Consider the following 24,245-nt stretch of genomic DNA (forward strand, 5'->3'; position numbering starts at 1 on the left):
ACCTGAGGTGATGAAACGATGATTACGGAACAGATGATACTTGATTTGATGCAGGATCCCGAATATAAACCGATGACGTATCAGGAACTGGAACAGCATTTCGCGATTGACGATGCGCTGGATTTCAAGGATTTTCTAAAAACGCTGAACACGATGGAAGAGGCAGGGACCATCGTGCGGGCGCGGTCGGAACGGTACGGCGTGCCGGAACGGCTGGACCTCCTGAGAGGCCGTCTGCAGGCCCATGCAAAGGGCTTTGCGTTCCTGATCCCGGAAGACCGGGAGCATCCGGATGTATATATTGGAGCGAACGATATGAAGAGCGCCATGAACGGGGATACCGTTCTGGTGCGGGTAACAGCCAAGAGCCCGGCCGGCGGCAAGCTGGAAGGGGAAGTAGTGCGGATTGTGAACCGGGCCATTACCCAGGTGGTCGGGGTGTTTCAGGGCCATGAGGCGTACGGCTTCGTGCTGCCTGACGATAAACGGATCAACCGGGATATTTTTATTCCGAAAGACAGCTTTAACGGGGCGGTCGACGGGGAGAAAGTTGTCGTTAAAATCGTGCATTATCCCGAGGGCCGTTCCGCCGCGGAAGGCGAAGTGGTCGAGGTTCTCGGACATAAGGACGATCCGGGCGTCGACATCCTCTCCATTATCCGCAAGCATCAGCTGCCGGAAGCTTTTCCGGAAGAGGTGATGGCGGAAGCGGAGCAAGCGCCGGACTCGATCACCGAGGAGGAAATCGTCCAGCAGGGACGGCGCGATCTTCGCGGCAAAACGATCGTGACGATCGACGGAGAAGATGCAAAAGACCTCGATGACGCGGTGAACGTCGAACGCCTGCCGAACGGCAACTTCCTTCTGGGCGTTCATATCGCGGACGTCAGCTACTACGTCCGCGAGAACTCGGAGCTCGATAAAGAGGCGTACAATCGCGGATGCAGCGTTTATTTGGTGGACCGGGTTATCCCGATGCTGCCGCACCGTCTGTCCAACGGCATCTGCTCGCTGAATCCGCAGGTGGACCGCTTGACGATGTCCTGCGAGATGGAATTCGACGAGCATATGAAGCTTGTGAGTCATGATATTTTTACCAGCGTGATCAAGACAAAGGAACGGATGACGTACAACAACGTCCGGAAGATCCTGAACGAAGAGGATCCGGAAGTGACGGAGCGGTACAGCTATCTGGTCGACACCTTCAAGCTGATGAAGGAGCTGGCGCTTCGCCTGCGGGCGAGACGGATCAACCGCGGTGCGGTGGACTTCGACTTCGTGGAGTCCAAGGTGATCGTGGATGAGAACGGCAAGCCGGTCGACATCGTGAAGCGTGAGCGCTCGATCGCCGAGCAGATCATCGAGGAGTTCATGCTGGCGGCCAATGAAACGGTGGCCGAGCATTTCTACTGGATGAAGGTGCCGTTCCTGTACCGGATCCACGAAAACCCGGACCCTGAGAAACTGCAGACGTTCATGGCCTTTGCAGCCAACTTCGGTTACCATGTGAAGGGCCGGGGCAATTCCGTGCATCCGCGGGCGCTGCAGGGCCTGCTGGAGGACATTCAGGGGACGAAGGAGCAGAAGGTCATCAGCACGGTGATGCTTCGCTCTATGAAGCAGGCGAAATACGACGCGGAAATGGCTGGACACTTCGGTCTGGCCGCGGAATATTATTCGCATTTCACGTCCCCGATCCGCCGGTATCCTGACCTTGTCATTCACCGGGTGATCCGGGAAGTGCTGGAGAATAAGGGCGTTCTGCCGGAGAACCGGATGGAATACTTGGCCTCCCGGATGCCGGAAATCGCTCAGCAGTCTTCCGAGCGTGAGCGCGTGGCGGTGGATGCGGAGCGCGACACGGACCAGCTGAAAAAGGCAGAATTCATGCTCGACAAAGTCGGCGAAGAATTCGAAGGCATCATCAGCAGCGTGACGAGCTTCGGTATGTTCATCGAGCTCGAGAACACGGTCGAGGGACTCATCCGGCTGAGCGCGCTGACGGACGATTACTACCATTTCGATGAGGCTTCCATGGCGCTCATCGGGGAGCGCACGTCACGCGTATTCCGGATCGGCGACGAAGTGAAGATCCGCGTCGAGCGCGTGAACATGGACGATCACACCATCGACTTCGAGATGGTGGACATGAAGCCGCGCAGCGAAGGCCGGCGCGGCGGAAGCTTTGGCGGCCGTGGCGGCGGCCGCGTGGGCAGAGGCGCCGCCATCCGTGAAGGCGGCGAGAAAGGCCGCGGCGGGCGCGGTGCGGCCCATGGCGGCGGTAAGGGCGCTCGGCCGGGCAAGAGCGCCCGTGAGGGCGGCGCCGGTGAAGCGAAGGGCGCCGCGCGGGAAGGCGGCCGCAGCGGCGAAGCCAAGCGGCCGGTGAGCTTCGGCTTCGGCTCCGGCAAGGGCGGCTACGGCACCCCGGCGCCAGGCGGAAGCCAGAGCGGCAGCAACTCCAGCGGCCGCAAGAAGAAAACGTCGCGCAGCGGCATTTTTGTCGGGGATGGTGCGGCTGCAACCCGCGAGGACAACGCCGGCAGCGAGAGCGTCACCCGGAAGCGCAAGAAAAAAGGCGCAGCCAAGAACGGTACAGCTGCCTTTGTGCGCAAGAAGAAAAAGTAGAAGGGTTCCTGGGCAGTTTCTTTTGAATCAGGCCTCGCCTGAAATGAGCGTCACCTGAGCGCCCTTTCGCCGAAATCTTGATTTTGCCCAGTCCAGTTGATACAATGGATTTCTGGTATACCGGCCGGGATTGGCGGTCTCTAGAACGCTCTTGTTAGGGCGTTTGAGCTGCTTACCCTTGTGCCTGTACACTGGAAGTCCATTGCTGTTATAGCAAGTGTGGGAGGAGTGATAACATGGGTGGTAAGAAGAGTGACGGGAAGGTCTTGGCCCAGAACAAAAAAGCTTCCCATGATTACTTCATCGAGGATACGTACGAAGCCGGCATGGTGCTGACCGGGACCGAGATCAAGTCGATCCGGAACGGACGGGCCAATATCGGGGATGCGTTTGCAACGATCCGCAATGGGGAAATCCATATTCATAACATGCATATCAGCCCGTTCGAGCAGGGCAACCGCTATAATCCGACGGATCCAACGCGGACCCGCAAGCTGCTGATGCACAAGGAACAAATTCACAAACTGCTGGGACAGACCAAGCAGGAAGGTTATACGATCGTTCCGCTCAAGGTTTATGTCCGCAACGGCTATGCGAAGCTGCTGCTCGGCCTCGGCCGCGGTAAGAAGCAGTACGACAAGCGGGAATCGGCCGCTAAACGCGACGCGCAGCGTGACATTCAGCGGGCACTTCGCGAGAAGCAGAAGATCGCGCGGTAATCTGGAGTTAGATGCAGGGAAAGGCAAGTTTCACCTGCGTTTCCTCTAACCTCTGTGTCATTTTGGCCGAAATGTGTGATATACTATGTATGTAAGAGGTTATGGCTTGATCGGCCTTTTACGTGACAAATGCTTCTGATCATCCTCTCTTCATGGAGGGAAAGGATGCTGGATAGATTGCTTCTTATGCTTCAACAGTTCTAATCTAATCCAATAGAAGCCCTTTTTAATAAGGGGGCGTTCTTGGATTCGACGGGGATAGTTCGAGCATGAGTAGCGGGTAGTGGGGACGCGTCCACTTCATCAACGCTAAAGCCAATAATAACTGGCAAACAACAAAACAACTACGCTCTCGCAGCTTAATAACCTGCAGACGTGCTCTCGCTCTGCATCGCCCATGTGCCGGGATGAGGGCTCAACTTTAGTGGGATACGCTGTCTAGTCTCCGCCTGAGGCTAGCTGAAGAAGACAAACAGGCTGACCCTATCGGGATCCGGTGACGGGGAGCCTGGTAGGGTGACATCAAAACTGTCACTACACCCGTAGAAGCTTATGTGGCGTTATCTTCGGACAGGGGTTCGACTCCCCTCGCCTCCATATGAAGTATCAGAGAAGCGACCCGTAATGGGTCGCTTTTCTGCATCTCCGTATTCATTAAGATGGCTACGCGATGTCTCTTAATCGATTATCTTTCTCCACTAGGGGCAATGAAATAGAAGCAAAAGCAAAGTGAACTTGTAAATCAACTCCAGTTGTGTTATAGTTAGTTTATTGGAATTTCGACCTGAGATCACATATTGTAGAAGGTTAGATTTTGATGATGTAGCCTTGTACAATATGTGATTTTTTTTTGAAACTCGAAGATCATGTAAAAATAAAAATATGGAGGTAATGGACTATGCAACAAGGAACAGTAAAGTGGTTTAATGCAGACAAAGGTTTTGGTTTTATCGAGGTTGAAGGCGGAGACGACGTATTTGTACACTTCAGTGCAATCGTTAGCGACGGCTTCAAATCTTTAGACGAAGGTCAAAAAGTTGAATTTAATGTAGTACAAGGCAATCGAGGCCCACAGGCCGAGAATGTTGTTAAGCTCTAAGGCTGTATTTAGAAGGGTCCCGCACATCGTGTCGGGGCTTTTTTTTCGCTCATGATTCCAGAAGAGAAAGCGGGATGCGGCTTGTACTATTCACGGAAAAGACTGATGATTGATCTTCCAGAGGAAATGACAACGATATGGTCATGCACCAATGAAAAGTGCAACGGATGGACGAGGGATAACTTCGTTTTTTTGATTCAACCGATCTGTGGCCAATGCAATTCCTTCATGGAGAAGAGTGAGAAAATGCTGCCTATTTTGGCAAATACAAGTCCGAATCAGACGAAGCATTAAATAAAGCGAGGACCAGTGACATCACAATGGTCACGATCTACATTCGTAGAATCTATGTATTGTTATGCTTGGACTGGGGTTCGACTCCCCTCGCCTCCATACGTAATCCACAACCTCAATGAGGTTGTGGATTTTGCTTTTTCCGGGATATGCCATCCATCCCTTAAGCAGATTATTTCAAATCAAATCCCTTGCACTTCACATACTCCGTATACCCGCCCAATGGCAAATCTTTATCCAGCATGGAGATGAATTTCCCCGACCAGCTGGCTTTCTGCTTGTTGTTCGTTCTCCCGCCGTAATACTCCTCCATTTCCCGGTCATACCTTTCGACCTGTGCTTTAAGATCGCGGTCATACCGGTTTTCGAAAAACACAGCGGACCGTGGCAGCCGCGGCTTTTGCTCAGGGAACTCATCGGGGACGCCTACCGCAAGACCGACCAATGGGATGACGAAGTCCGGCAGGCCAAGCCATTCGTCCAGTTCAGGCAGAGCTCCGTTAATTCCGCCGATAATTAAGGCACCGAGCCCCATGGATTGAGCCGCTAAATTGGCGTTTTGTAGGGCAAGCGAGGCACTCAGCACGGCCGTTTGATAAAAATATGAGTAGCTCAGGTTGCGGCTCATTTTTTCCTGTTGGTCCGGGCCGGCGGCCAGCATCATGCGGTGAAGATCGGCACAAAATACAAAAAAATACCCGCACTCCGCAATCGATGGATTTTCCGAGTGCTCCGCGATTTTCTTGCGCAGTTCCTGATCCGTGACGCCGATGATCGAGAACGGCTGCATATGCGCCGAGCTTGGCGCCATCTGGGCCGCGTCGACGATGGCTTCGATTTGCTCGCCGGTTAACGGCATATGTTTAAACTTGCGGATGGAGCGATGCTGGCGAATCACTTGGATAACCTCATTCATAAAGAGTCCCTCCATATCAATGTTATTTCTGCAGAAGCTGCACAAAGACCGTGTTCCAATTAAATGGTTTCCATGGAAACCACAATAGCAAGGAAATGGCGTTCTGTCAAATGGTTTCTGTGGAAACCATGATATAATGGAAAGAAAAAAGGTAGGCTTGCCTTATGTCTGATATGAATGATGATTTGCTCCAGCTCAAAAACCGCATCGAAAAGTCCATGTACCGGATCCTCGTTAGCGAAACTGAGGATGACAGTGATCGGCTCTGGCTCATGGAGCGTATCTCCGACGACCGGCTGAAAAGGCTGCTGCCCCGTCTATCGGTTTCAAGCCTGCACGTGTTAGATGTCATCAATACGCATGACGGCATTAAAGGGATCGATATCGCCCGCGAAATGGGCTTAACGAAAGGCGCCGTCTCCAAAATTACCCGCAAATTGCTGGAGCAGGGTCTGATTCGGAAAACCCAGCTCCCGGACAACCTGAAAGAAATTTATTTTTCCATGACTCCGCTTGGCGCCGAATTGGCTGAACTGCATCGGCTATTTCACCAGGAACAGGATCAAAAGGCAATGGAACTATTGGCAAGTTTCGACGCAGCGTCATTGGAAATCGTGGCAGACTTTCTGGAGAAGCTGGCCAGTCTACGGTAACTTGCGAAGTTCAAAGTCGGCAGGGGGTGGCTGTTGGTTGAATTTTTGGAGCAGTCTTTTTCCGCAGAGTATGATTTTGCACCGCCAGGTCTCGGTTCCATAACAAAAACCCAGCCTTTGGGGCTGGGTTTTTCTGTGTCAAAGTCTGTATGCAAAGAAGAATGAAATCCTATTTTGCATTCTGATCAGGCTGATGAATACCAAAAGTATTTCCTTCTGTGTCAATATAATATCCTTGCCATGCCATACCAGGCAGTGCATACTTTGGCAATGCGAGCTTGCCTCCGAGATTGAGAATTTTGGTTTCAGTTGAATCGTAGTCTTCCACTCCCATTGTACATGCGTAGCCGTTCAAAGGCTGGCCGGGTTCAGGGGCAGCGCCGTGACGCTGCATCAAAGCCCCGTTGACCCCAGGTTCATTGGCATCCCCCGTCACGGCTCCGAAATAAGGCATTCCGGCATAATCGCTCCAATCCTCAAATGTCCATCCAAAAACCTCTCCATAAAATTTCTTAGCACGCTCCATGTCATCCACATGAATTTCGAAATGAACTAATCTGCCCATAATTACCTCCTGTATTTTGAATTTCTTAAATCATTTATTATGGATTATTTTTGATTCTCCTTCTTCATTATTGAAAAAATTGCTCATTTTCATAACACAGACACTACAATAAGAAATCGCCGTCCCTCTTCCGTGGAAGGTACCAGACATGTACAACAAAACCGGGGAGGCATGGTATGATAGCTTTAGTTGGATTTAATTGGTAATAAATGGGAAGGAACATGCAGCTATGAAAAGGCAATTGTCAGGTCTGATCGCCATGGTGCTCGTTTTTACCGTCGCTACCTCGATCTTTATTTATGAATGGCTTCACCCAAATGTCAACTACCCGGAGGCGCGAGAAGGCGTGTTGGACGCCAGGGATTGGGATTTTTCGCAGCAGGGGATTATTCCGCTTCAAGGGGAGTGGGAATTTTACAAGGACCAATTACTGACACCCCAGGACTTCGCGGATCAGGGATCAGAGCTGCGAGCGGAGCGGAGCTTTCTCCCGGTCCCTGGAGGATGGAAGAAGAAGGTATCTGACGATGGGTACGGCGCGGGGACATACCGGCTGCGCCTGCTGGTAGGCGACCTTGGCGATTACGGTTTCCGGGCCAAAAAGATTCGGATGTCGAGCCACATCTACATGGGCGGGCAGGAGCTTGGCGGTACAGGACAAACCGCTTTGTCAGACGCCGGTTTTGTGCCCAGCAATCTTCCCTTCCTTGGAACGGTTGAGGTGAAGGACCGGACGATCGAAATTATCGTTCAGGTGGCGAGCTACAGAAATCTGCAAGGCGGGCTTGTGCAGGCTCCCGAGTTCGGGCCGACAGCCGATGTCATGAACCGCCGGGACAACGCCCGTATGGCCGACGTGATCGTCATTACGACGCTGCTGGTCTTCGGTATTTATTTTGCGGGCATGTTCAGACAGTGGCGTCAGGAGCCATACCTGATTTTCTTCAGCTTGTTCTGTTGGGCGCTGGGGCTTTTTTTCAGCATCGATAACGAAATCGTTGTGGCGAACCTGGTTCCTTCCCTGTCCTTTCTCTTGCTGCAGAAGCTGTTGTTCATTCTTCCGTACTTGGCCATTTTGTTCTTTATTCACTATGTACGCCTCTATCTGAGCGACAGGAGCGGGCACTGGTTCAAGGCATTTCGCTGGGTTTCCTACGTATATTTGGCTTTGCTCGTCTTGCTCCCGAATGATCGTCTGCTAATTCTATTGTGGCCCGGCATTTTGTTGCAGATTGTAGCTTTCGGCTTCATTTTTACCTCTGTTTTTCGCAATCGCCACCATGGGGTGCGGATTTATTATATTTTGCTCGGCGTGTTCTTTTTGATTATCAGTTGGATCTTTGCCCAGACCCGCTATCAGTTGGCGCTGGATAGCCCCTATTACATCATTGTCACGCTGCTGCTGGTCGTGCTGTCGCAGTCGTTCCTCATGGCGGATCGGATTCGCGGAGCTTTCCTGCGGAGTGAACGCTTGGCTCAGCAGCTGCTGGTCCATGACCGGCAAAAGGATGAATTTTTGGCAAAAACGTCGCATGAGCTGCGTACGCCTTTGCACGGGATCATCAATCTGTCGGAGACGCTGCTAGAAAACAAGAAGAAGCCGCTTGCAGCGGAGCACCGTGAGAACATCAGGCTGCTGCATCTGATCGGGCGGCGGCTTGCAGGATTGGTAAATGACATCCTTGATATGAACCGGATTCGGTACGGTCAGCTCGATGTACAGCCGAAGCCGGTCGATTTGTACGTATCGACCCGATTCGTCATGGAGACGTTGTCGATCGCGCCCATCAAGAGTGGCGTCCGGCTTGCGGACGAGCTGCCTCCCGCGCTTCCTCTTGTCCTGGCAGACGAGAACCGGCTGCGGCAAATTTTGCACAATCTGCTTGAGAACGGATTAAAGTACACTGACCGGGGAATGGTCTCGATCTCGGCCGAGAGGCGGGGGGAGCTGCTGGCTGTTTCGGTTAGCGATACGGGGAGGGGAATTCCGGCAGAAGTCATGGACGATTTGTTTCAGCCGTTCTTCCAACATGACGAGGAAGGTTCCCATTCGCGTGATGGCATCGGGTTGGGTCTTAGCATTTCGAAGCAGCTGGTCGAGCTGCAGGGCGGGCAAATGCACGTCGAGTCCGAGGTGGGCCGGGGCTCCCGGTTCACGTTCACACTGCCTATTGCCTGGAGCGGAGAGCATGAGGCAGCTGCGGTGACGGAAATCGCCGAAATTGACGAATATACAGGGGATAAGGAGTACGCAGAGTACAAGGAATTTACAGCATATCAGGAGAACTTGACACCGCTCTCCGCCCTCCCATCCGCGTCCGGTGGACAGGAGGAAAAGTTCCATATTTTGATCGTCGACGATGAACCCTCCAATCTGAAAGTAGCGATGGACGCGATCGCCTCCATGGGCCATACGTATACGACGGCGAGCGGCGGGACGGAGGCCCTGGAGGCACTCCGCGGAAAGCAGAAGCCCGACCTGGTGCTGCTTGACTTGATGATGCCCGGCGTATCGGGGCTCGACATTTGCCGGGAAGTCCGTTCTCTGCACGGGCTGGCCGAACTTCCGGTGCTGATGCTGACCGCCTCGGGACAGACGCGCGACATCCTGGCCGCCTTTGCGGCGGGGGCCAACGACATTTTGCATAAGCCTTTTGAATTGGCGGAACTCCGGGCCCGGGTGCAGTCGCTGCTCGCGATGAAAAGCTCGTCGGAGCGGGCAGTGCGCCGGGAAATGGACTTTTTGCAGGCACAGATTCCCCCACATTTTCTGTTCAACAGCCTGAATGCCTTGGTTGGGCTTAGCTACAATAATGTGGACAAGCTGCGGGAAACGATCCATCATTTGACCACCTACCTCCGCGCCAAATTTATGTTTGTTTTTCACGGGGATGAAGTCCCGCTGGATAGGGAATTGGAGCTGGTTCGCGCCTATCTGGCGATTGAGCAGCTTCGATTCGGTCAACGGCTGGCTGTCCGCTATACGATCGACGAAGACGCACACTGCTTGCTGCCCCCGCTCACCCTTCAGCCCATTGTCGAAAATGCCGTCCGCCACGGGATCGGGCAAAAGCCTGAGGGAGGGACCGTGGACATCATCATTCGCTCTGCCGACAGAGGTGTGGAGATCGTCGTCGAGGATGACGGGGCCGGGATGGACGAGGCCACCCTAAAACGGCTGGAACAGGGAAAGGCTGGTGGAATCGGTATCGGTAATGTAAACCGCCGGCTGCAAATGAGGTACGGGCGAAATTTAGAGATTCATAGCCGCCCAGGCAAGGGAACCAGAATAACGATTTATTTGACGGAGGAGCGTTATGTGGAGAGCCATTCTGATTGACGACGAAGAGATCGCGCTTGACGTCATGGATATTATGTTGAACGAGGTTGGCGGCGTGGAAGTGGCGGGCAGGTTTCAGTTGGTTGCCGAAGCGCTGGCACAATGCGGCGCCCTTCAGCCGGATTTAATCTTTTTGGATATCGAGATGCCTGGAGTGAGCGGGCTGGAGGCTGCAGGAGCGCTGGCTGCGAGCTGTCCAGACGCAGAAATTGTCTTTGTCACGGCCTATGATCAATATGCGATTGATGCGTACGACACCGACGCCATCGGATATTTGCTTAAACCCGTCGCGAAGGACAGGCTTGTTAGGGTACTGTCCCGTTATGCGAACCGGCAAGCCAAAAAGGAAAGCCGTAGCGGTGACTCTGTCGTAGGGAGCTCGCTGAGTGTTGCCGGTTTAGCGGCTGAACCGGAAAGTCGTGCGGAAGATAAGCCGGCATTGTCGCTTAAAGTGCTGGGCAGCATGGAGCTCTATGCCCCGGACGGCCGGCTGTTGACATGGCGTACTAAGAAAACGAAGGAGTTGTTCGCATTCCTCTGGCATCACCGGAGGCAGCCGGTTTACAAATACGCCATCCTGGAGCATTTATGGCCGGATGATCCGGCGGAGCGAGGGCAAAAGCTGCTGCATACCTCACTCTATTATTTGCGGAGCTTGTTTAAGTCGGTCGGATACGAAGCGGTTGTGAAGTACGGAGATGATCGTTACTGGATTGATGCGTCGTCTGTTCGCAGCGATTTGGAAGATCTGCTTGGGGGACTGGAGCAGGGAGGAGCTGGAGCTGACATCAAGGACATCCTTCAGCTATATGCCGGCGACTACTTGGAGATGGAGTATTACGATTGGGCAAGCGCCTACCGGATCGAGCTTCGCTCTACCTTGTTGTCAACGATGACTGCGGCTCTGGACCGGGCGAAGGATGAATCCCGCATGCTGCTCCTCTGGAAGCTGATCGAAGTGGAGCCAAGCCAAGGGCATTATTATGATTTGCTGGCGGATGTTTTAAGCAGGTCCGGGGATCAGGCTGGCGTCCGCCAGGTGCATTTCATGAAGGAGCAGATGCGTTTAGACGAAGGTTAGAACCGTAGAGTAATCGCTAAAAATGTCGAAAAATGGTCTTCAGACATGGGTCTGGAGGCCGTTTTTGTCGTTTTTTGGGAGTATTGTTGTGAAAATGTTGAGAGCTGCTTGTTACAATGAGACTCAAATGCAGGCGATCTCATGACCATGAGGTCCGTAATTTACCTATTCAGAAAGAGAGGGTCAGACATGAACGCACAGAAGAGGAACAACACCGCTTGCAGCGCGGTCATATCCGTCGTTATAAGCCTGGTCATGTTGTTCGGGGCGATTCTCCAACTGGTGGCGGTGCCAGGACAAGCTTCCGCCGCGAAAGGAGTCGTATGGAAGCCGATCGACGGGGGTGGGCTCAGCGCGGGTACAAGTGCGAACTCCGGCTCGAGGGACCCGAGCATCGCGATCTGGAACAACCAATTGTATGCTGCATGGTCAGAGCAAAAGGAATATATGAATAACCCGATGCAGCAGGGAACAGAAATAAGAGTAATGCAGTGGGACGGCAGTCAGTGGTCGGCAGCTGATGACGGGAGTGGCCTGAACTTTATGTCGAGCAGCAGTGCAAGCAGTCCTTCGCTTACAGTATTTCAGGGCTGTTTGTACGCCATCTGGTCGGAAGCTGAAACTTCATTCATGGGGGGGTATCCGTTCAACCAGATTATGGCCAAGAAAAATTGTGGGGACGGATGGGTCTCTACGACAAGTGGAAGCAATCCGGTAAGCGGCAGCGGCAGAGGTGAAATGCCGGTGCTCCTCGTTTATCACGACGAATTGTATGCGACTTGGATAGGTACTTCGGACGGGAGTACGGGCCGTAAAATTCAAGTGAAAAAATATGACGGCAGCGTCTGGACCAACGAAGCGGTGGATATGACGTTCGTTCCAAACGGAACGGCATTTGGGCCGCGGTTCGCAGTCTATCAAGACGAGCTTTATTTAACTTGGAGCGAGCAAATGGTCGACAGCCCATATTACTCTTATATTCCTGTCATGAAAAGAACGATCAACGGTGCAGGAAAGGTCAACTGGGGGAACGTATCGGGGAATTCGGGGATTACGAATACGACGACATCGGCAGGAAGCCCGGTTCTGCAAGCCTATAACGGGCTGTTATACGCGGTATGGAGGGATAACAATCCCGCTCAGTTGAAGGTAAGCAGCTTCGATGGAAGCATCTGGAGCCCTGTCGGCAGTGGGAATTTGGATAAACCGGAGGGGGCCCAATCACAAGCTCCGAATTTATTTGTATATAATGAGAAACTGGTTGCCGTTTGGAACGATGTGAATTCACAAGGGTTCCAGTGGGACCTCCGGGTCGTGGAATACGATGGCACGAATTGGAGCCCGGCGGACCAGGGACTGGCGGACACGAATCTCGGCAACGTTACTTCTTTTGCCATATTGAACAATGCCATGTATCTAGCCTGGTCCGACGTCTCAAAAATTCATGTGTCTGAGCGTCGGGAACCGCCTGCTGCCCCTACAGGATTACAAGCTGTTGCAGGAAATGGGGAAGCGGAGCTTAGCTGGAATTTGGGGAGCGGGGTTGCGAAGTACAAGATTTATCAAGGCACCGCCAGCGGGGTGTACGGCCCCGATCCGATTGCGACGGTAGATGGCACGACCGGCCATTATAAAGTTCAAGGGCTTGAGGGTGGAACGACCTACTACTTCGTCGTGACGGCCGTTAACGGTAATGGGGAGAGCTCCTTCTCGGTGGAAGCGAGCGCACAGCTTACAACGCAGATTGCGACGGTAAGCTACTTGCCTGGAGATCACGGCACGATTAGCGGAACGAGTGAACAGGTGACGATCGGCGAGCACCCGGCGGCGGTACCGACGGTCACGCCTGAAGAGGGGTACCATTTTGCGGGTTGGAGCAGCGATGGAGGCATTACAAAGCTTAGCAGTCAAGAGGTAGCGACATCTACGGTGACGGCTGATGTGACGTATACCGCGTATTACACGGCGTTTGTTATGGGGGACGCGGATGGTGACGGTAAGGTGACGGCTGCGGACGCGCTTCTGTTGAGCAAATATATCAAAGGCAAGATTACGCTGACGCCGGAGCAATTGCAGGCGCTCGACATGAACGGCGATGGGCAATGGGACGATGAGGATGTTAAAGCGATCCTTGCCATCTCCGTGGGAAAGGGTTGATTCAATGCGTTGGAAAAAAGTGATTTTGACAATGCTGGCGGCCGTTATGCTTTTGCCTTTCGGAACGATGGGCTATGCCGAGTCGGATATAGCGTCAAATTCGATGAAGGTAAGCAGCGATGAGGGGTATCCTGGGGAATCTGTGGATGTTTCGGTGTTTTTGACACCGGAGGACTTGATCAACCAGTACGACATTTCGATCGGTTTTGATGCTGCATCACTCGAATTGGTGTCTGGGAATGAAGTTACAGATGAATTGGATGTCCCTTCAAATGGGGGAAGCTTTGAAACGGATTTCTCCAGCAATGGGACGATCCAGGTAAAAGCCAATCCGGTAATAATCATGGAAGAAACTGAGGCATTCACCCTTCATTTCAAAATTAAGGATTCTGCAGAGCCTGGTGAATTGGACCTGACCGTTCTCAAGAGCGAACTTTACGAGGGTAATATTATTGCCTCCACAACGGTGGAAGCGGGCAAAATCACCGTAAAGGCAGCGAATGCTAAACACACCGTGACGTTCGATTCTCAGGGAGGTAGCACGGTAGAGCCCGCGACAGGCGTGGTCAGCGGCACGACGATCAGTGCTCCGCCATCGCCGACGAAAGCGGGATACACTTTCGAAGGCTGGTACAAGGAAGTAGAGGGAGCGAACGCGTGGAACTTTACAGAAGACGCGGTGACGTCCGATATGATACTGTACGCGAAGTGGGTAGCGACTGCGCAGGAGCAACACACCGTGACGTTCGACTCGCAGGGAGGTAGCACGGTAGAGCCTGCGACAGGTGTGACCAGCGGCACGACAATCTCGGAGCCGCCGACACCGACGAAGGCGGGCTACACGTTCGAAGGCTGGTACAAGGAAGCAGAGGGAACGAATGCGTGGATTTTCGCGGAAGATGCGGTAACGTCCGATGTAACGCTGTACGCGAAGTGGATGCGGCACGCGGCGCAGATTCAGATTAGCTCGGTGAGCGGAACGCCTGGGTCTACGGTGGACGTACCCGTCGCAGTGGCTGATTCCACCTACGGGATAGCAGCCTACGGTGTACAGATTGATTTTGACACGGAGGCCTTGGAAGTAACAGGCGTTACAGAAAATGCGGGTGATTACTTCGACTCCAATTACGATAATGACGCAGGCTGGCTCAAAACGGCATGGGTAGACAGCGATGCGGGCGATACGCCGATCAAGGCGGGAGATAAGTTGTTTACCGTAAGCTTCAAAATTAAGAGCGGGGCAGAACTAGGCGTTAAGAAACTGACGGTGCAGACGGAAGAGCCGACGCTTTTCTCAATCTTGGATGCATTCGGGGCTGAGATGGAAAAAACGTTGATCCCTGGCAAGGTAACGGTCAAAGAGGGACCAGTGCAGCACGCCGTGACGTTCGATTCACAGGGAGGCAGTGCAGTTTCCAGCATCACCAATGTGGACAGCGGCACGATAATCAGCGCTCCGCCAGCGCCGACGAGAGCGGGCTACACCTTCGCAGGCTGGTACAAAGAAGCAGCGGGAACCAACGCTTGGAACTTCGCGGCGGATACGGTCACGTCCGATATGACGTTGTATGCGAAGTGGACAAGCAATGGTTCAAACGGTTCAAACAACTCGAACAATTCGAATAACTCTGGCACGCCATCCATTCCAAGCACGACGACCCCTAGTAAGCCTGCTGGTCTTCAAGTCATTGTCGATGGCGTTGTGAAAGACCAAATTGCTGCTGGTTCGACCACTAAGGAGAACGGCAAGTCGGTGCTGACGGCAACGATTGATCCGTCCAAGCTGGCTGATCAGCTCAAGCAGTCGGCAGATAAGTCCACCGTGGTTATTCCCGTAACTACCAGTGTGGACAAGGTATCGGTGGTTTTGACGGGTGAAGCGGTGAAGAGTATGGAAAACAAGCAAGCGGTGTTGGAGGTACAGACGCCAAGCGGTACCTACAAGCTGCCTGCCGGACAAATTGCCATCGACGATATTTCCTCTAAACTGGGTGAACAGGTCAAACTTTCGGACATTATTGTTCATGTGGAGATTGCCAAGAGCGATGAGGCTGCGGCGGTTCTTGCAGAAACTGCGGCGGCCCAAGGAAATTTTGATGTTGCGGCTCCGCCTGTCACCTTTAATGTAACGGCTTCCTACAATGGTAAAACGGTAAGCGTCGAGCAGTTCAGCAGCTACGTGGAACGCGAAATTCCGCTTCCCGCCGGCGTTGATCCGAGCAAGGTGACAACGGCAGCTGTGCTGAACACGGACGGAAGCGTACGTCATGTCCCTACCTATATCACGACTCGTGATGGGAAGCACTATGCAGTAGTGAACAGCCTCACCAATAGCGATTACTTCCTGATCTGGAATCCGAAAACTTTCGCGGATGTGGAAGGACATTGGTCGAAGCAGGCCGTAAACGACATGGCTTCTCGTATGATTGTCAAAGGTACCGATGAGAACCATTACAATCCCGATGCGGTCATTACACGGGCGGAGCTCGCAGCCATCGTGGTCCGGGCGTTGGGATTGTCCGACAACGACAGCGGCAACGGCACCAGATTCAGCGATGTCAATTCTGCTGATTGGTATGCAGGCGCTGTCGCCAAGGCTGTGGAATACGGCTTGATCGAAGGCTACGAGAATCAGACGTTTGCTCCTAACCGGACGATTACCCGGCAGGAAGCGTTGGTGATCATGACCCGGGCGATGAAGCTGGCTGGTCTTGAAGCCGACGGTGCCGATGCGGAGTCCTTGCTGTCTTCGTTTGCGGACCGGGCAGCGATTGCTTCCTGGGCTAAGCCGGCCATGGCCGCAGCCGTGAAGAGCGGCCTCGTGGAAGGATCGGCTGAAGGCTTGGCGCCGACTGGAAACCTGACACGCGCCGAAACTGCGGCGATTGTACAGCGGTTTTTGATCAAGGCCAACCTTATCGATAACCGATACGTCAACTAGTTACGAGAACGTAAAGTTTTTAAAGCAGCATAAAACCAGCCTCCTATCCTTATCAAATGGAAGGGGAGGTTGGTTTTTTCTATATGTTCGTTTTCTTCAACAACAAGAGAATGTACCTCCAATTGCTAGTTGTGTCTAACAATTGGGGTACAGTTCATATCCTTGAGCGTCATTTTTAAATGATTTATATCATGCCTTAGGCATTTCGTTAAAGAAAGCGACATCCTCAATCGGCAATCTGACCGTCGGGTGTCCGGGTGTCGCCGCCTTACCGATGGCGATAAGCATAACAGGAGCGTATCTCTCCGGAATATCGAACGCTTCTACAAATTTAGCCTGGTCAAAGCCGCCCATCGGGACCGTATCATAGCCCTTAGCGCGGGCGACGAGCATAAGCTGCATGGATACCAATCCACTATCAATAAATACCTTTCGGAGAACATTCTCTGGAGGCATGCTCGCAAACATCCCTTGATAGCGTTCCACGAACGATTTTGCTGTCTCTTCAGGCATGTAACCCGCATCGACCGCCATTCCGTAAATTTTCTCGGCCAATGTGTAGCCTTCCAAATCTCCGAGTACCGCAATGACAGCCGAAGCCTCAACCACTTGCTGCTGATCGAAGGCGATCGGAAGCAGTTTTTGCTTCAGCTCCTGCGAATCGATGACGAGAAACCGCCAAGGCTGAAGGTTGGCGCCTGAAGGAGCCAACGTAGCTTGCTGCAAGATTTCTTTCATTTCCTCTCGTGAGATTTTTACATCGGAATCATAGTAGCGGACGGACCGCCGATCTTGAATAACGTTAAAAAACGGTTGCTGCTCCACCGTTTGGGACGATTGTGCAACGGACATGCTTCTCTCCTCCTCATCATTACTGTGCTCCATGTAGGCACAATATGTTAAATATAATGCAGTCGAACTATTAACTGAAGTTAAATAAATTACAGTTACAAGCTCACATTGCCTGCGGTCTTCGAATGCCAGACCTGATGGAACAATCTCATGCACTCTCTGTATGAAGCAATACCTCAAACGCTCCCTAAGCTTTATAAGACTGTTCATCCTTAAACTGAATCATAGCAGTTAAATAAGTCCTACTGTTACTATAAATTATTAAATGTATAATCTAAAGTAGACACATTATTTTTATATAGCTTCATAAAATAGACTACCTATATTTTAGTCAGGAGTGATTTCTGTGGACGTAAGCAAAGAGGACGAACAATGCCTCATCTCTATTCGTGAAGCCTTGGAGGTTGTTCGCGGTAAATGGTCTATTTTGGTGCTTACCTTACTTAGTCTGGGTCCGCAACGATTTAATCAAATGCGCAGAAATTTAGACAATATCAGCATCAAATCTTTAACGGATGTCCTGCGACACTTGGAGCGGTATGAAGTCATCAATCGCCAGGTTTTCCCCACTTCACCTGTAACCGTGGAGTACTCGCTAACGGATAAAGGAAAGGCGTACATTCCTGTGCTTCGCGAGTTGCGCATATGGGGTGAAAACTGGGGGGAACATCCGAAGCTCGTTGACGATAGTAAAACGTCGCTGCAGCATAAGCGTTAAGCCAGCACACCTGTAAATCCTAAGCCAGTCATGAGATCATAGGCATATCTTAAATCAAGAAGCACCCCGAATTTCTCTTCGAGGTGCTTTTAAGTTCCTGATGAAAGCTATGAATAAAGTCAATAATTTGATTAAAATACCCAGAGTCGTCTGACATTTTGTGTTAGGACAACTTTATTAGTTGGTTCAAACCCTATTGCAATACAGAAAAACTCTCCCTACTGGGCAAAACTGTTTCTCTAGACCCACTCAAATATCATTTTATATAATGGTCAGGAACTCTAAACCAGATAGGAGAGCTCGTGGTGGTGACAACCAAAAAGAAAAACAATGCCGAGTTTGGGGCCTGGCTGAGCATTATGGTGTACATTGCTTTATCTCTACTAAAATTGGTCATTGGCTATTTTTCGAATTCTAAAGCTCTAATGGCGGACGGTTTGAATAATACGACGGATATCATTGCTTCGATCGCTGTGCTCGTTGGCTTGAAAATATCGAAAAAGCCGGCTGATGCAGATCACAGATACGGGCACTCTCGTGCGGAAACCGTAGCTTCTATGGTGGCCTCCTTTATTATGGCTGCCGTTGGTATCGAGGTTCTGATCAGTTCTGTTACTAAATTCATTCAGGGGGACTTTCAATCCCCCAGTGTGATTGCGGCTTGGGTAGGCCTTTTCTCGGCGGGAGTGATGTTTTGGGTTTTTCTGTACAATTCGCGCCTGGCCAAAAGAACGGGGAGTCATGCACTAAAGGCGGCTGCGGCAGATAATAAATCGGATGCGCTCGTAAGTTTGGGAACGGTCGTCGGCATTCTGGGCAGCATCTGGGGGCTTCCTTGGTTTGACTCATTAACCGCTGTCATTGTCGGACTTCTGATTTGCAAGACCGCCTGGGATATTTTCTGGGAGGCCTCTCACATGTTAACGGATGGATTCGATGTAAAAGAGCTTGAAAAGTTTACGAACACAGTAAGCGTGATGGATGGTGTGGAAAAGGTTAAAGATATCAAGGCAAGGGTGCATGGAAACCAGATTTTCGTCGATCTTACGATCGTCGTGGATCAAGATATGAGTGTACTAGAGGGCCATGAAATTACGGAGACGATCGAGCAGGAACTCATGGAGAGACACCAGATTAATAACGTCCTGGTTCATATTGAACCTGACTAAGCCATGTACCTTGCCGATACATTTGCTGGATGTATATGTGGGACGGCCATTCAGACTCTTAAGATGAGCCTCCATTTTGGAGGTTTTTTGTTTTGTAAAAATGTTTTTCACCCGTACAACTATTTATGCCAAGTCATATTTTTTAGAAACGGTCAAAAACTGTTTCTCTAGACCCACACGGTATTTGTACGCTACTATTAAAACCTATCGTTTTTACCATGGATACAACTGAATGTGTAAGGAGTTAAAGACGCGTGAACCGTGAAGACAAACAATCGACAATTGCCATTTGGATCAGCTTCATCAGTAATATTGTGTTAACCGCCATTAAACTCGGTGTTGGATTCTTGTCCAATAGTCCAGTACTCATTGCCGACGGCGTTCATAATGCAGGAGACGTCGTCGCCACAGGTGCAGCCCTCAGTTCCATGCGAATTTCCAAACAGCCCCCGGATGAGGATCATCCATATGGTCATGGCAAGGCTGAGGTGGTCGGAGCAGGGGTCGTGGCCATCATTCTAGCGCTGGCGGCTCTATATATGGCCTATCATTCCGTTATGGTGCTGTTCGAACCCCCGCACAAAACAACCGTCGTCGCCTTGGCCGCAGCGGCTTTTTCTTTGGTATTGAAGCAAATTCTGTATGTTTATACGATGGCCATTGGAAAACGTCATCGAAGCAGCGGGCTCATTGCCACAGCTTATGACCATCTTGCGGATGTCTATGCTTCCATTGCAGCGGTCATCGGCATCGCATTGGGAATGATCGGCGATCATTATGATATCGCGATTCTCTCCTATGGAGATCCTATTGCCGGAATCGTTGTCGCTTATTTGGTTTTAAAGCTCGCTATTCATATGGGAAGATCCTCGGTAGATGTTCTGATGGAGAAAAACGTTGACTTGGAGAAAATGAACGAGCTTACGGAGTTAGTCAAAACGGTTCCGGAAGTAAAGCGTTTAGACCGCCTTCGTGCGCGGGACCACGGCCATTATATTATTGTTGATATTAGAGTCGGGGTGGCGGCTGAGCTTAGTGTTCAGGAAGGGCATGATATTTCCAGAAATATTAAACAAACGATTATGGAGCATCACTCGGATGTCGGAGAAGTCATGGTTCATTTAAACCCTTGGTATGAAGAGTAGCCCTCAAACTTGCGCATGATGCTGAGCCTTCATATTCTATTCATTCCGCCTGTTCAGTTTTCGAATCAGCAGCATGCTCACTTCGACCCATAGCCAGCTATAGAAGAGTGAAAAGACAAAAATTAAAGCGGCTGTCTTGAAATCAATGGCGGGCGACACGGCCGGCCCAAGCACAGGGAATCGAAAGACGCTGAGCAGCAGCAGGATGCCGGAACATAATACAACCGCTCCAACCAGAACGGCTGCCAAACGTGTTTTCAAATAGAAGAGGGACAGCCCAATTCCAAGGGCTAATAATCCTGTCGTTAGCGGGAAAACAACCAGTTCGCTGGGTTGGATGAAAAGGAGAAGCAACAGCGTGAGCACATAAGCGAGCAATCCGGAACCGGCGGATAAGAGAGAGGATATGACAATGGGCGCTGTAGCAAAGGGACTGAACAAAAAACCTATGCCTGGCAGAATTCCGCCCATGGCTTGAAGCAATGCGGCAATGGAAGATAGGAAGGCGACAGCAATCATTTTTCTTGTCGTAAATGTCCCTATACCTAACCGTGTGCGCGTTTCATCGATCCCTGTACGTGAAGCGGATCCGACCCAGTAAATTTTGATCTTGCCCATCATCTTTGATATCTCGCCACCTTTAGATGAAAATACGGATCAGAACCAGCGTGAGCGCAAATCCAACGAGGACCCCGTCCCGCCAACCCAAACGTAAGGAATCCGCCTGGCGTTCAACTCCGGGAAAGCAGCGTGCTTCCATAGCAAACGCCAGTTGGTCCGCACGGCGGAAAACGGAATAAAACAAAGCCAAGAAAATGTTAAGGCGACGCTGGAGGGTGATGCGGAGACTGGTGCTGCCAGAACGGGCATTTCTGATTTTGGCCAACTTAAACATCATGTCGATTTCTTCGATCAAAAGGGGCATAAATCGGAATGCCAACGAACACATGAGTACGAATTTTCGAACAGGAAACCGAAAGAAGCGGAGCGGTTGCAGGATCGCTGCTAACCCCTGCGTAAGCATTCTTGGAGAGGTCGTTAATGTGAACGTAGTTGTCGTCACGATCATTAATGCCAGTTGACAGGGAACGGCCATCGCTTGAGTTAAGCTAGGATTGATCAGCAGATGATACACAAATAACCCCAATAGCAGAGGCAGGAGTCCTTGAAGTCCAGCCCATAAATAGGCGATCGGAAGCCTGGAAAGCAAGAGGAGCACGAGGGAGGAAGCTGCAAGGATAAGGATATCTTGTAACCCCGCTGAATTGGCGACCAGGAAAAGATAGGTTGCAGAAAATATCAGTTTGGCGCGGGGATCAGCGCTATGAACAAAAGAGCGTGTATTCATGAATGAGCCGAAAGGCATCAGTCTAAGCCATTGCACTCGTCTTGACTCCCTCCCACGCCCATCTCCCTGATGTATGACACCAACTGGTCCTCCTTATAAATGCTTCGCGTTCGATGTCCGGCAAATCTTTTCTCGAATAGATCCAAGAAACGAAGCAGGGGAGTTTTCACAAAGCCGATTTGTTCAAGCTCCAGCCAGTGCGAACGAATTTCAGAAGGATGGAGGTCTGCGTATAATCGGCCATGTTCCACAACAAGAATTCGATCGGAGTACTCCAGCGCTTCTTCAAGCCGATGTGTGATGTAGCAAACGGTCATGCGCTGTTTCAAATGGATCTGCTTGATGCAGGTGAGGATGTTAAGGCGCTCCAGGCTATCCAGGCCGGCCGTCGGCTCGTCGAGGATTAAGATGTTCGGCTCAGCGGCCAAAACACCGGCGAGAGCTGCCCGGCGTAATTCACCACCGCTGACTTGAAAAGGTGATGCATTCTTATACCGTTCACTGCACAAGCCAGCGTCCTCTAGATATTGATGTACCCTCTCTTTAACATCCTCATCTGTAAGCCCTAAATGCTCCAATCCGGCAGCAATATGGTTAAATACGGTATCCTCCGTGACTTGGTGCTCGGGATATTGCGGCAAATAGCCAAGGACCCTCCAAGCCCGGCGGCGGTTGGACTTTTTATTCATATCGTAAGGTCCGACCTGGACGTGACCCGAGGCAGCGTGGAGCAAACCGCAAATCAATTGCACCAATGCGGTCTTTCCACTTCCGTTCGCCCCCATAACGGCTACAAACTGGCCCGATGGGATGCTTAATGAGATCCCCTCCAGAGCTGTCCTTGTATATGGAGTTTTCGGGGAATGAATGCCGGTTACATGTGCTAAATGAATATCCATCATCACTCCACCGATTCAAGCCATGACTCTATCCCCCAATTTGCCGCGATGTCGCGCATGCGAGTCCTAAAAGGAGGAAGAAGCCGGCAATCTTTAAAAATGGACGAATGCTTAACAGCCTCCAGCGGCGGGCCATCATAACGGATATCACCTTCATGCATCATGACAAGGCGATTACCATAAAACATGTCCTCCACCTCGTTCGTGACTACAATGATCGTGCAGCCTTTTTGATGGAGGTCGGTCATCAGCGCATACAGCTGTCGGGTGCTTATTGCATCAAGCATGGAGGCGGGTTCGTCGAACAGGATGATCCGGGGCCGCATGACAAGAACGCCGGCGATCGCCAACTTCTGCTTCTCTCCGCCGGACAGGAAATGGGGAGGAGAGTCCTGTTTATCAGGCAGCCCGAGTAAGCTCCACACTTCCCGGCACCGGGATGCGATTTCGTCACTAGGGAACCCTAAGTTATACAATCCAAATGACGTATCTTCCTCGACAGTGATCCCCACAATTTGGTTTTCGGCGTTTTGAAATACCATACCCACTTCTTTTCGAATATCGATGAATTTCTCGGGTTCACTTGCCGACATTCCGCAAACGATGACTTCTCCCTTAGTAGGCTGAAGGAGGCCGTTCATTAAACGAATGAATGACGATTTGCCCGAGCCGTTTGCACCGAGGATGGTCACCCAATCCCCTTCATCAATATGGATGTTAATTCCACGAAGTACCCAAGGCTGGTGTGAATCGTACCGCAGCCATACGTCCGTTAACGAAAGAACAGGCTTCATTTCTGAGCCCCCCATTTTTGAAGACCATCGTTCATCATGTATATTCCGTTCCCGTTTTCCATAGAAGGGGAATTCCGGCACGACCCACCGCCATATTCTTTTCGGCCGCTCTTGAACACAAAACCCCGCTCATTGAGCGGGGTCCAACGCTTCCTCATCCTTATTCGTAGCTTCTTCCACCACGCCGTACCGCTCCAGCGCCTTCACCGAAGCCTCCAGCATGCGTCTCTTCACATCGTCTCCTTCAAGCACCCGCACCCGTTGCCGGTTTACTTTGAATGGACTCAAGCGTGGGCGTTCCAAGTAATGATCACTTTACACCATACCATACGGTATGGTATGTTGAAATCGATGTAGAGATCATGGTTTTTAAGGGAGTCGATAGGATGTCAACAAAAATGAAACTGAAATGGCTGGAGGAGGGGTTTTCACTACTGGGAGAACAAGGTGCGGGCTTCTTAACGATTGATACACTCACAAGCCGCTTAGGAGTGACGAAAGGGTCATTCTACCATCACTTTAAGAACTGGCAAAACTATAAAGAAAACCTTCTCTCTTTATATGAAAATGAGAGAACGCTCAGGACCATAAATATTGCAGAACAACAACTTTCACCACTCGATAAGTTTGAACTCATCATGAAGACATCACTAGAACGAAGATACGAACTGGACGTGGCCATACGGGCTTGGGCCTTACTGGACCCGTTTGTTGCATCATACCAGCAGCGTATTGACGAAAAACGACTCGAATATCTCGAAGAGATTCTCTGGCAACACTGTCATGATCGTGAACGTTCTCGCGATATGGCTAGGCTATTTTACAGCCTCCATGTGGGAGGTCAACATCTCCTTCCGCCCGTCCAAGGTCAAGATCTAGAAAAACTCTACAGAGAGATACAGAAGCTCTTATGACACTCACTCGTTCTAA

At 51.3% G+C, this 24,245-nt stretch carries 21 protein-coding genes and 1 other RNA gene; 14 read left to right on the forward strand and 8 right to left on the reverse strand.

Annotation, left to right across the window (positions count from 1 at the left end):
• The first annotated feature begins 18 nt into the window (after positions 1 to 18).
• The 5 genes from rnr (at position 19) to CJP46_RS22620 (ending at position 4,737) form a co-directional block, all read left to right on the forward strand.
• Complete coding sequence (rnr, locus tag CJP46_RS22600) at positions 19 to 2,625, forward strand: ribonuclease R (RefSeq protein WP_094597904.1); 2,607 nt, start codon at positions 19 to 21, stop codon at positions 2,623 to 2,625.
• A 236-nt stretch (positions 2,626 to 2,861) separates the two neighbouring features.
• Positions 2,862 to 3,344, forward strand: coding sequence for an SsrA-binding protein SmpB (smpB, locus tag CJP46_RS22605; protein WP_094597905.1), 483 nt, complete (start codon positions 2,862 to 2,864; stop codon positions 3,342 to 3,344).
• Positions 3,345 to 3,577: 233 nt separating this feature from the next.
• Positions 3,578 to 3,944: a transfer-messenger RNA gene (ssrA, locus tag CJP46_RS22610) on the forward strand.
• 298 nt (positions 3,945 to 4,242) lie between these two features.
• Positions 4,243 to 4,443, forward strand: a complete 201-nt coding sequence (locus CJP46_RS22615) for a cold-shock protein (RefSeq protein ID WP_076173149.1) — start codon at positions 4,243 to 4,245, stop codon at positions 4,441 to 4,443.
• A 51-nt stretch (positions 4,444 to 4,494) separates the two neighbouring features.
• Positions 4,495 to 4,737, forward strand: a complete 243-nt coding sequence (locus CJP46_RS22620) for a cold-shock protein (RefSeq protein WP_306431071.1) — start codon at positions 4,495 to 4,497, stop codon at positions 4,735 to 4,737.
• 172 nt (positions 4,738 to 4,909) lie between these two features.
• Here CJP46_RS22620 and CJP46_RS22625 read toward each other — a convergent pair whose 3' ends face one another.
• Positions 4,910 to 5,653: an NADPH-dependent oxidoreductase gene (locus CJP46_RS22625; RefSeq protein ID WP_256992473.1), complete on the reverse strand. Its 744-nt coding sequence runs from the start codon at positions 5,651 to 5,653 to the stop codon at positions 4,910 to 4,912.
• A 164-nt stretch (positions 5,654 to 5,817) separates the two neighbouring features.
• Between CJP46_RS22625 and CJP46_RS22630 the strand changes: the two genes are divergently transcribed.
• Positions 5,818 to 6,306, forward strand: coding sequence for a MarR family transcriptional regulator (locus CJP46_RS22630; protein ID WP_094597907.1), 489 nt, complete (start codon positions 5,818 to 5,820; stop codon positions 6,304 to 6,306).
• Positions 6,307 to 6,475: 169 nt separating this feature from the next.
• On the opposite strand, the gene CJP46_RS22635 is transcribed toward CJP46_RS22630, so the two are convergent.
• On the reverse strand, positions 6,476 to 6,871 hold the full coding sequence (locus tag CJP46_RS22635; RefSeq protein WP_094597908.1) for a VOC family protein: 396 nt from the start codon (positions 6,869 to 6,871) through the stop codon (positions 6,476 to 6,478).
• Positions 6,872 to 7,100: 229 nt separating this feature from the next.
• On the opposite strand from CJP46_RS22635, the gene CJP46_RS22640 reads away from it, so the two are divergent.
• The 4 genes from CJP46_RS22640 (at position 7,101) to CJP46_RS22655 (ending at position 16,390) form a co-directional block, all read left to right on the forward strand.
• Complete coding sequence (locus CJP46_RS22640) at positions 7,101 to 10,211, forward strand: hybrid sensor histidine kinase/response regulator (protein ID WP_094597909.1); 3,111 nt, start codon at positions 7,101 to 7,103, stop codon at positions 10,209 to 10,211.
• Positions 10,189 to 11,292 carry a response regulator gene (locus CJP46_RS22645; RefSeq protein WP_094597910.1) on the forward strand — a complete coding sequence of 368 codons (1,104 nt, stop codon included), beginning with the start codon at positions 10,189 to 10,191 and terminating at the stop codon, positions 11,290 to 11,292. Before CJP46_RS22640 ends, CJP46_RS22645 begins: the two co-directional genes overlap by 23 nt.
• Positions 11,293 to 11,481: 189 nt before the next feature.
• Entirely contained in the window at positions 11,482 to 13,449 is a 1,968-nt protein-coding gene (locus tag CJP46_RS37170; protein ID WP_256992474.1) for a dockerin type I domain-containing protein, read from the forward strand.
• Between the two features lie 4 nt (positions 13,450 to 13,453).
• Positions 13,454 to 16,390, forward strand: a complete 2,937-nt coding sequence (locus CJP46_RS22655) for an InlB B-repeat-containing protein (protein ID WP_179281277.1) — start codon at positions 13,454 to 13,456, stop codon at positions 16,388 to 16,390.
• A 189-nt stretch (positions 16,391 to 16,579) separates the two neighbouring features.
• Here CJP46_RS22655 and CJP46_RS22660 read toward each other — a convergent pair whose 3' ends face one another.
• Positions 16,580 to 17,242 (reverse strand): nitroreductase family protein, encoded by a 663-nt coding sequence (locus tag CJP46_RS22660; RefSeq protein WP_094597913.1) that lies wholly within the window; start codon positions 17,240 to 17,242, stop codon positions 16,580 to 16,582.
• Between the two features lie 346 nt (positions 17,243 to 17,588).
• Between CJP46_RS22660 and CJP46_RS22665 the strand changes: the two genes are divergently transcribed.
• From CJP46_RS22665 to CJP46_RS22675, 3 genes are all read left to right on the forward strand, one after another.
• On the forward strand, positions 17,589 to 17,960 hold the full coding sequence (locus CJP46_RS22665) for a winged helix-turn-helix transcriptional regulator (protein WP_179281278.1): 372 nt from the start codon (positions 17,589 to 17,591) through the stop codon (positions 17,958 to 17,960).
• Positions 17,961 to 18,265: 305 nt separating this feature from the next.
• Positions 18,266 to 19,129, forward strand: coding sequence for a cation diffusion facilitator family transporter (locus CJP46_RS22670; protein WP_306431072.1), 864 nt, complete (start codon positions 18,266 to 18,268; stop codon positions 19,127 to 19,129).
• Between the two features lie 254 nt (positions 19,130 to 19,383).
• Positions 19,384 to 20,274, forward strand: coding sequence for a cation diffusion facilitator family transporter (locus tag CJP46_RS22675; protein WP_094597915.1), 891 nt, complete (start codon positions 19,384 to 19,386; stop codon positions 20,272 to 20,274).
• Between the two features lie 36 nt (positions 20,275 to 20,310).
• Here the strand turns inward: CJP46_RS22675 and CJP46_RS22680 are convergent, their stop codons facing one another.
• The 5 genes from CJP46_RS22680 to CJP46_RS36230 form a co-directional block, all read right to left on the reverse strand.
• Positions 20,311 to 20,895, reverse strand: a complete 585-nt coding sequence (locus CJP46_RS22680; RefSeq protein ID WP_094597916.1) for a hypothetical protein — start codon at positions 20,893 to 20,895, stop codon at positions 20,311 to 20,313.
• Between the two features lie 19 nt (positions 20,896 to 20,914).
• A complete protein-coding gene (locus tag CJP46_RS22685; protein WP_094597917.1) occupies positions 20,915 to 21,658 on the reverse strand; it encodes an energy-coupling factor transporter transmembrane component T family protein in 744 nt (247 codons plus the stop codon).
• Positions 21,640 to 22,524 (reverse strand): ATP-binding cassette domain-containing protein, encoded by an 885-nt coding sequence (locus CJP46_RS22690; RefSeq protein ID WP_256992475.1) that lies wholly within the window; start codon positions 22,522 to 22,524, stop codon positions 21,640 to 21,642. The genes CJP46_RS22685 and CJP46_RS22690 overlap by 19 nt, the downstream gene beginning before the upstream one ends.
• Positions 22,524 to 23,315 carry an energy-coupling factor ABC transporter ATP-binding protein gene (locus tag CJP46_RS22695; protein WP_256992476.1) on the reverse strand — a complete coding sequence of 264 codons (792 nt, stop codon included), beginning with the start codon at positions 23,313 to 23,315 and terminating at the stop codon, positions 22,524 to 22,526. Before CJP46_RS22695 ends, CJP46_RS22690 begins: the two co-directional genes overlap by 1 nt.
• A 129-nt stretch (positions 23,316 to 23,444) precedes the next feature.
• The gene (locus tag CJP46_RS36230) at positions 23,445 to 23,603 is read right to left on the reverse strand and encodes a hypothetical protein (RefSeq protein ID WP_256992477.1); all 159 of its coding nucleotides are present in this window, start codon (positions 23,601 to 23,603) and stop codon (positions 23,445 to 23,447) included.
• A 110-nt stretch (positions 23,604 to 23,713) separates the two neighbouring features.
• On the opposite strand from CJP46_RS36230, the gene CJP46_RS22700 reads away from it, so the two are divergent.
• The gene (locus CJP46_RS22700) at positions 23,714 to 24,229 is read left to right on the forward strand and encodes a TetR/AcrR family transcriptional regulator (RefSeq protein WP_218831048.1); all 516 of its coding nucleotides are present in this window, start codon (positions 23,714 to 23,716) and stop codon (positions 24,227 to 24,229) included.
• Positions 24,230 to 24,245: the final 16 nt, after the last annotated feature.

This window comes from Paenibacillus sp. XY044, assembly GCF_002257645.1.
Classification (GTDB): domain Bacteria; phylum Bacillota; class Bacilli; order Paenibacillales; family Paenibacillaceae; genus Paenibacillus_AQ.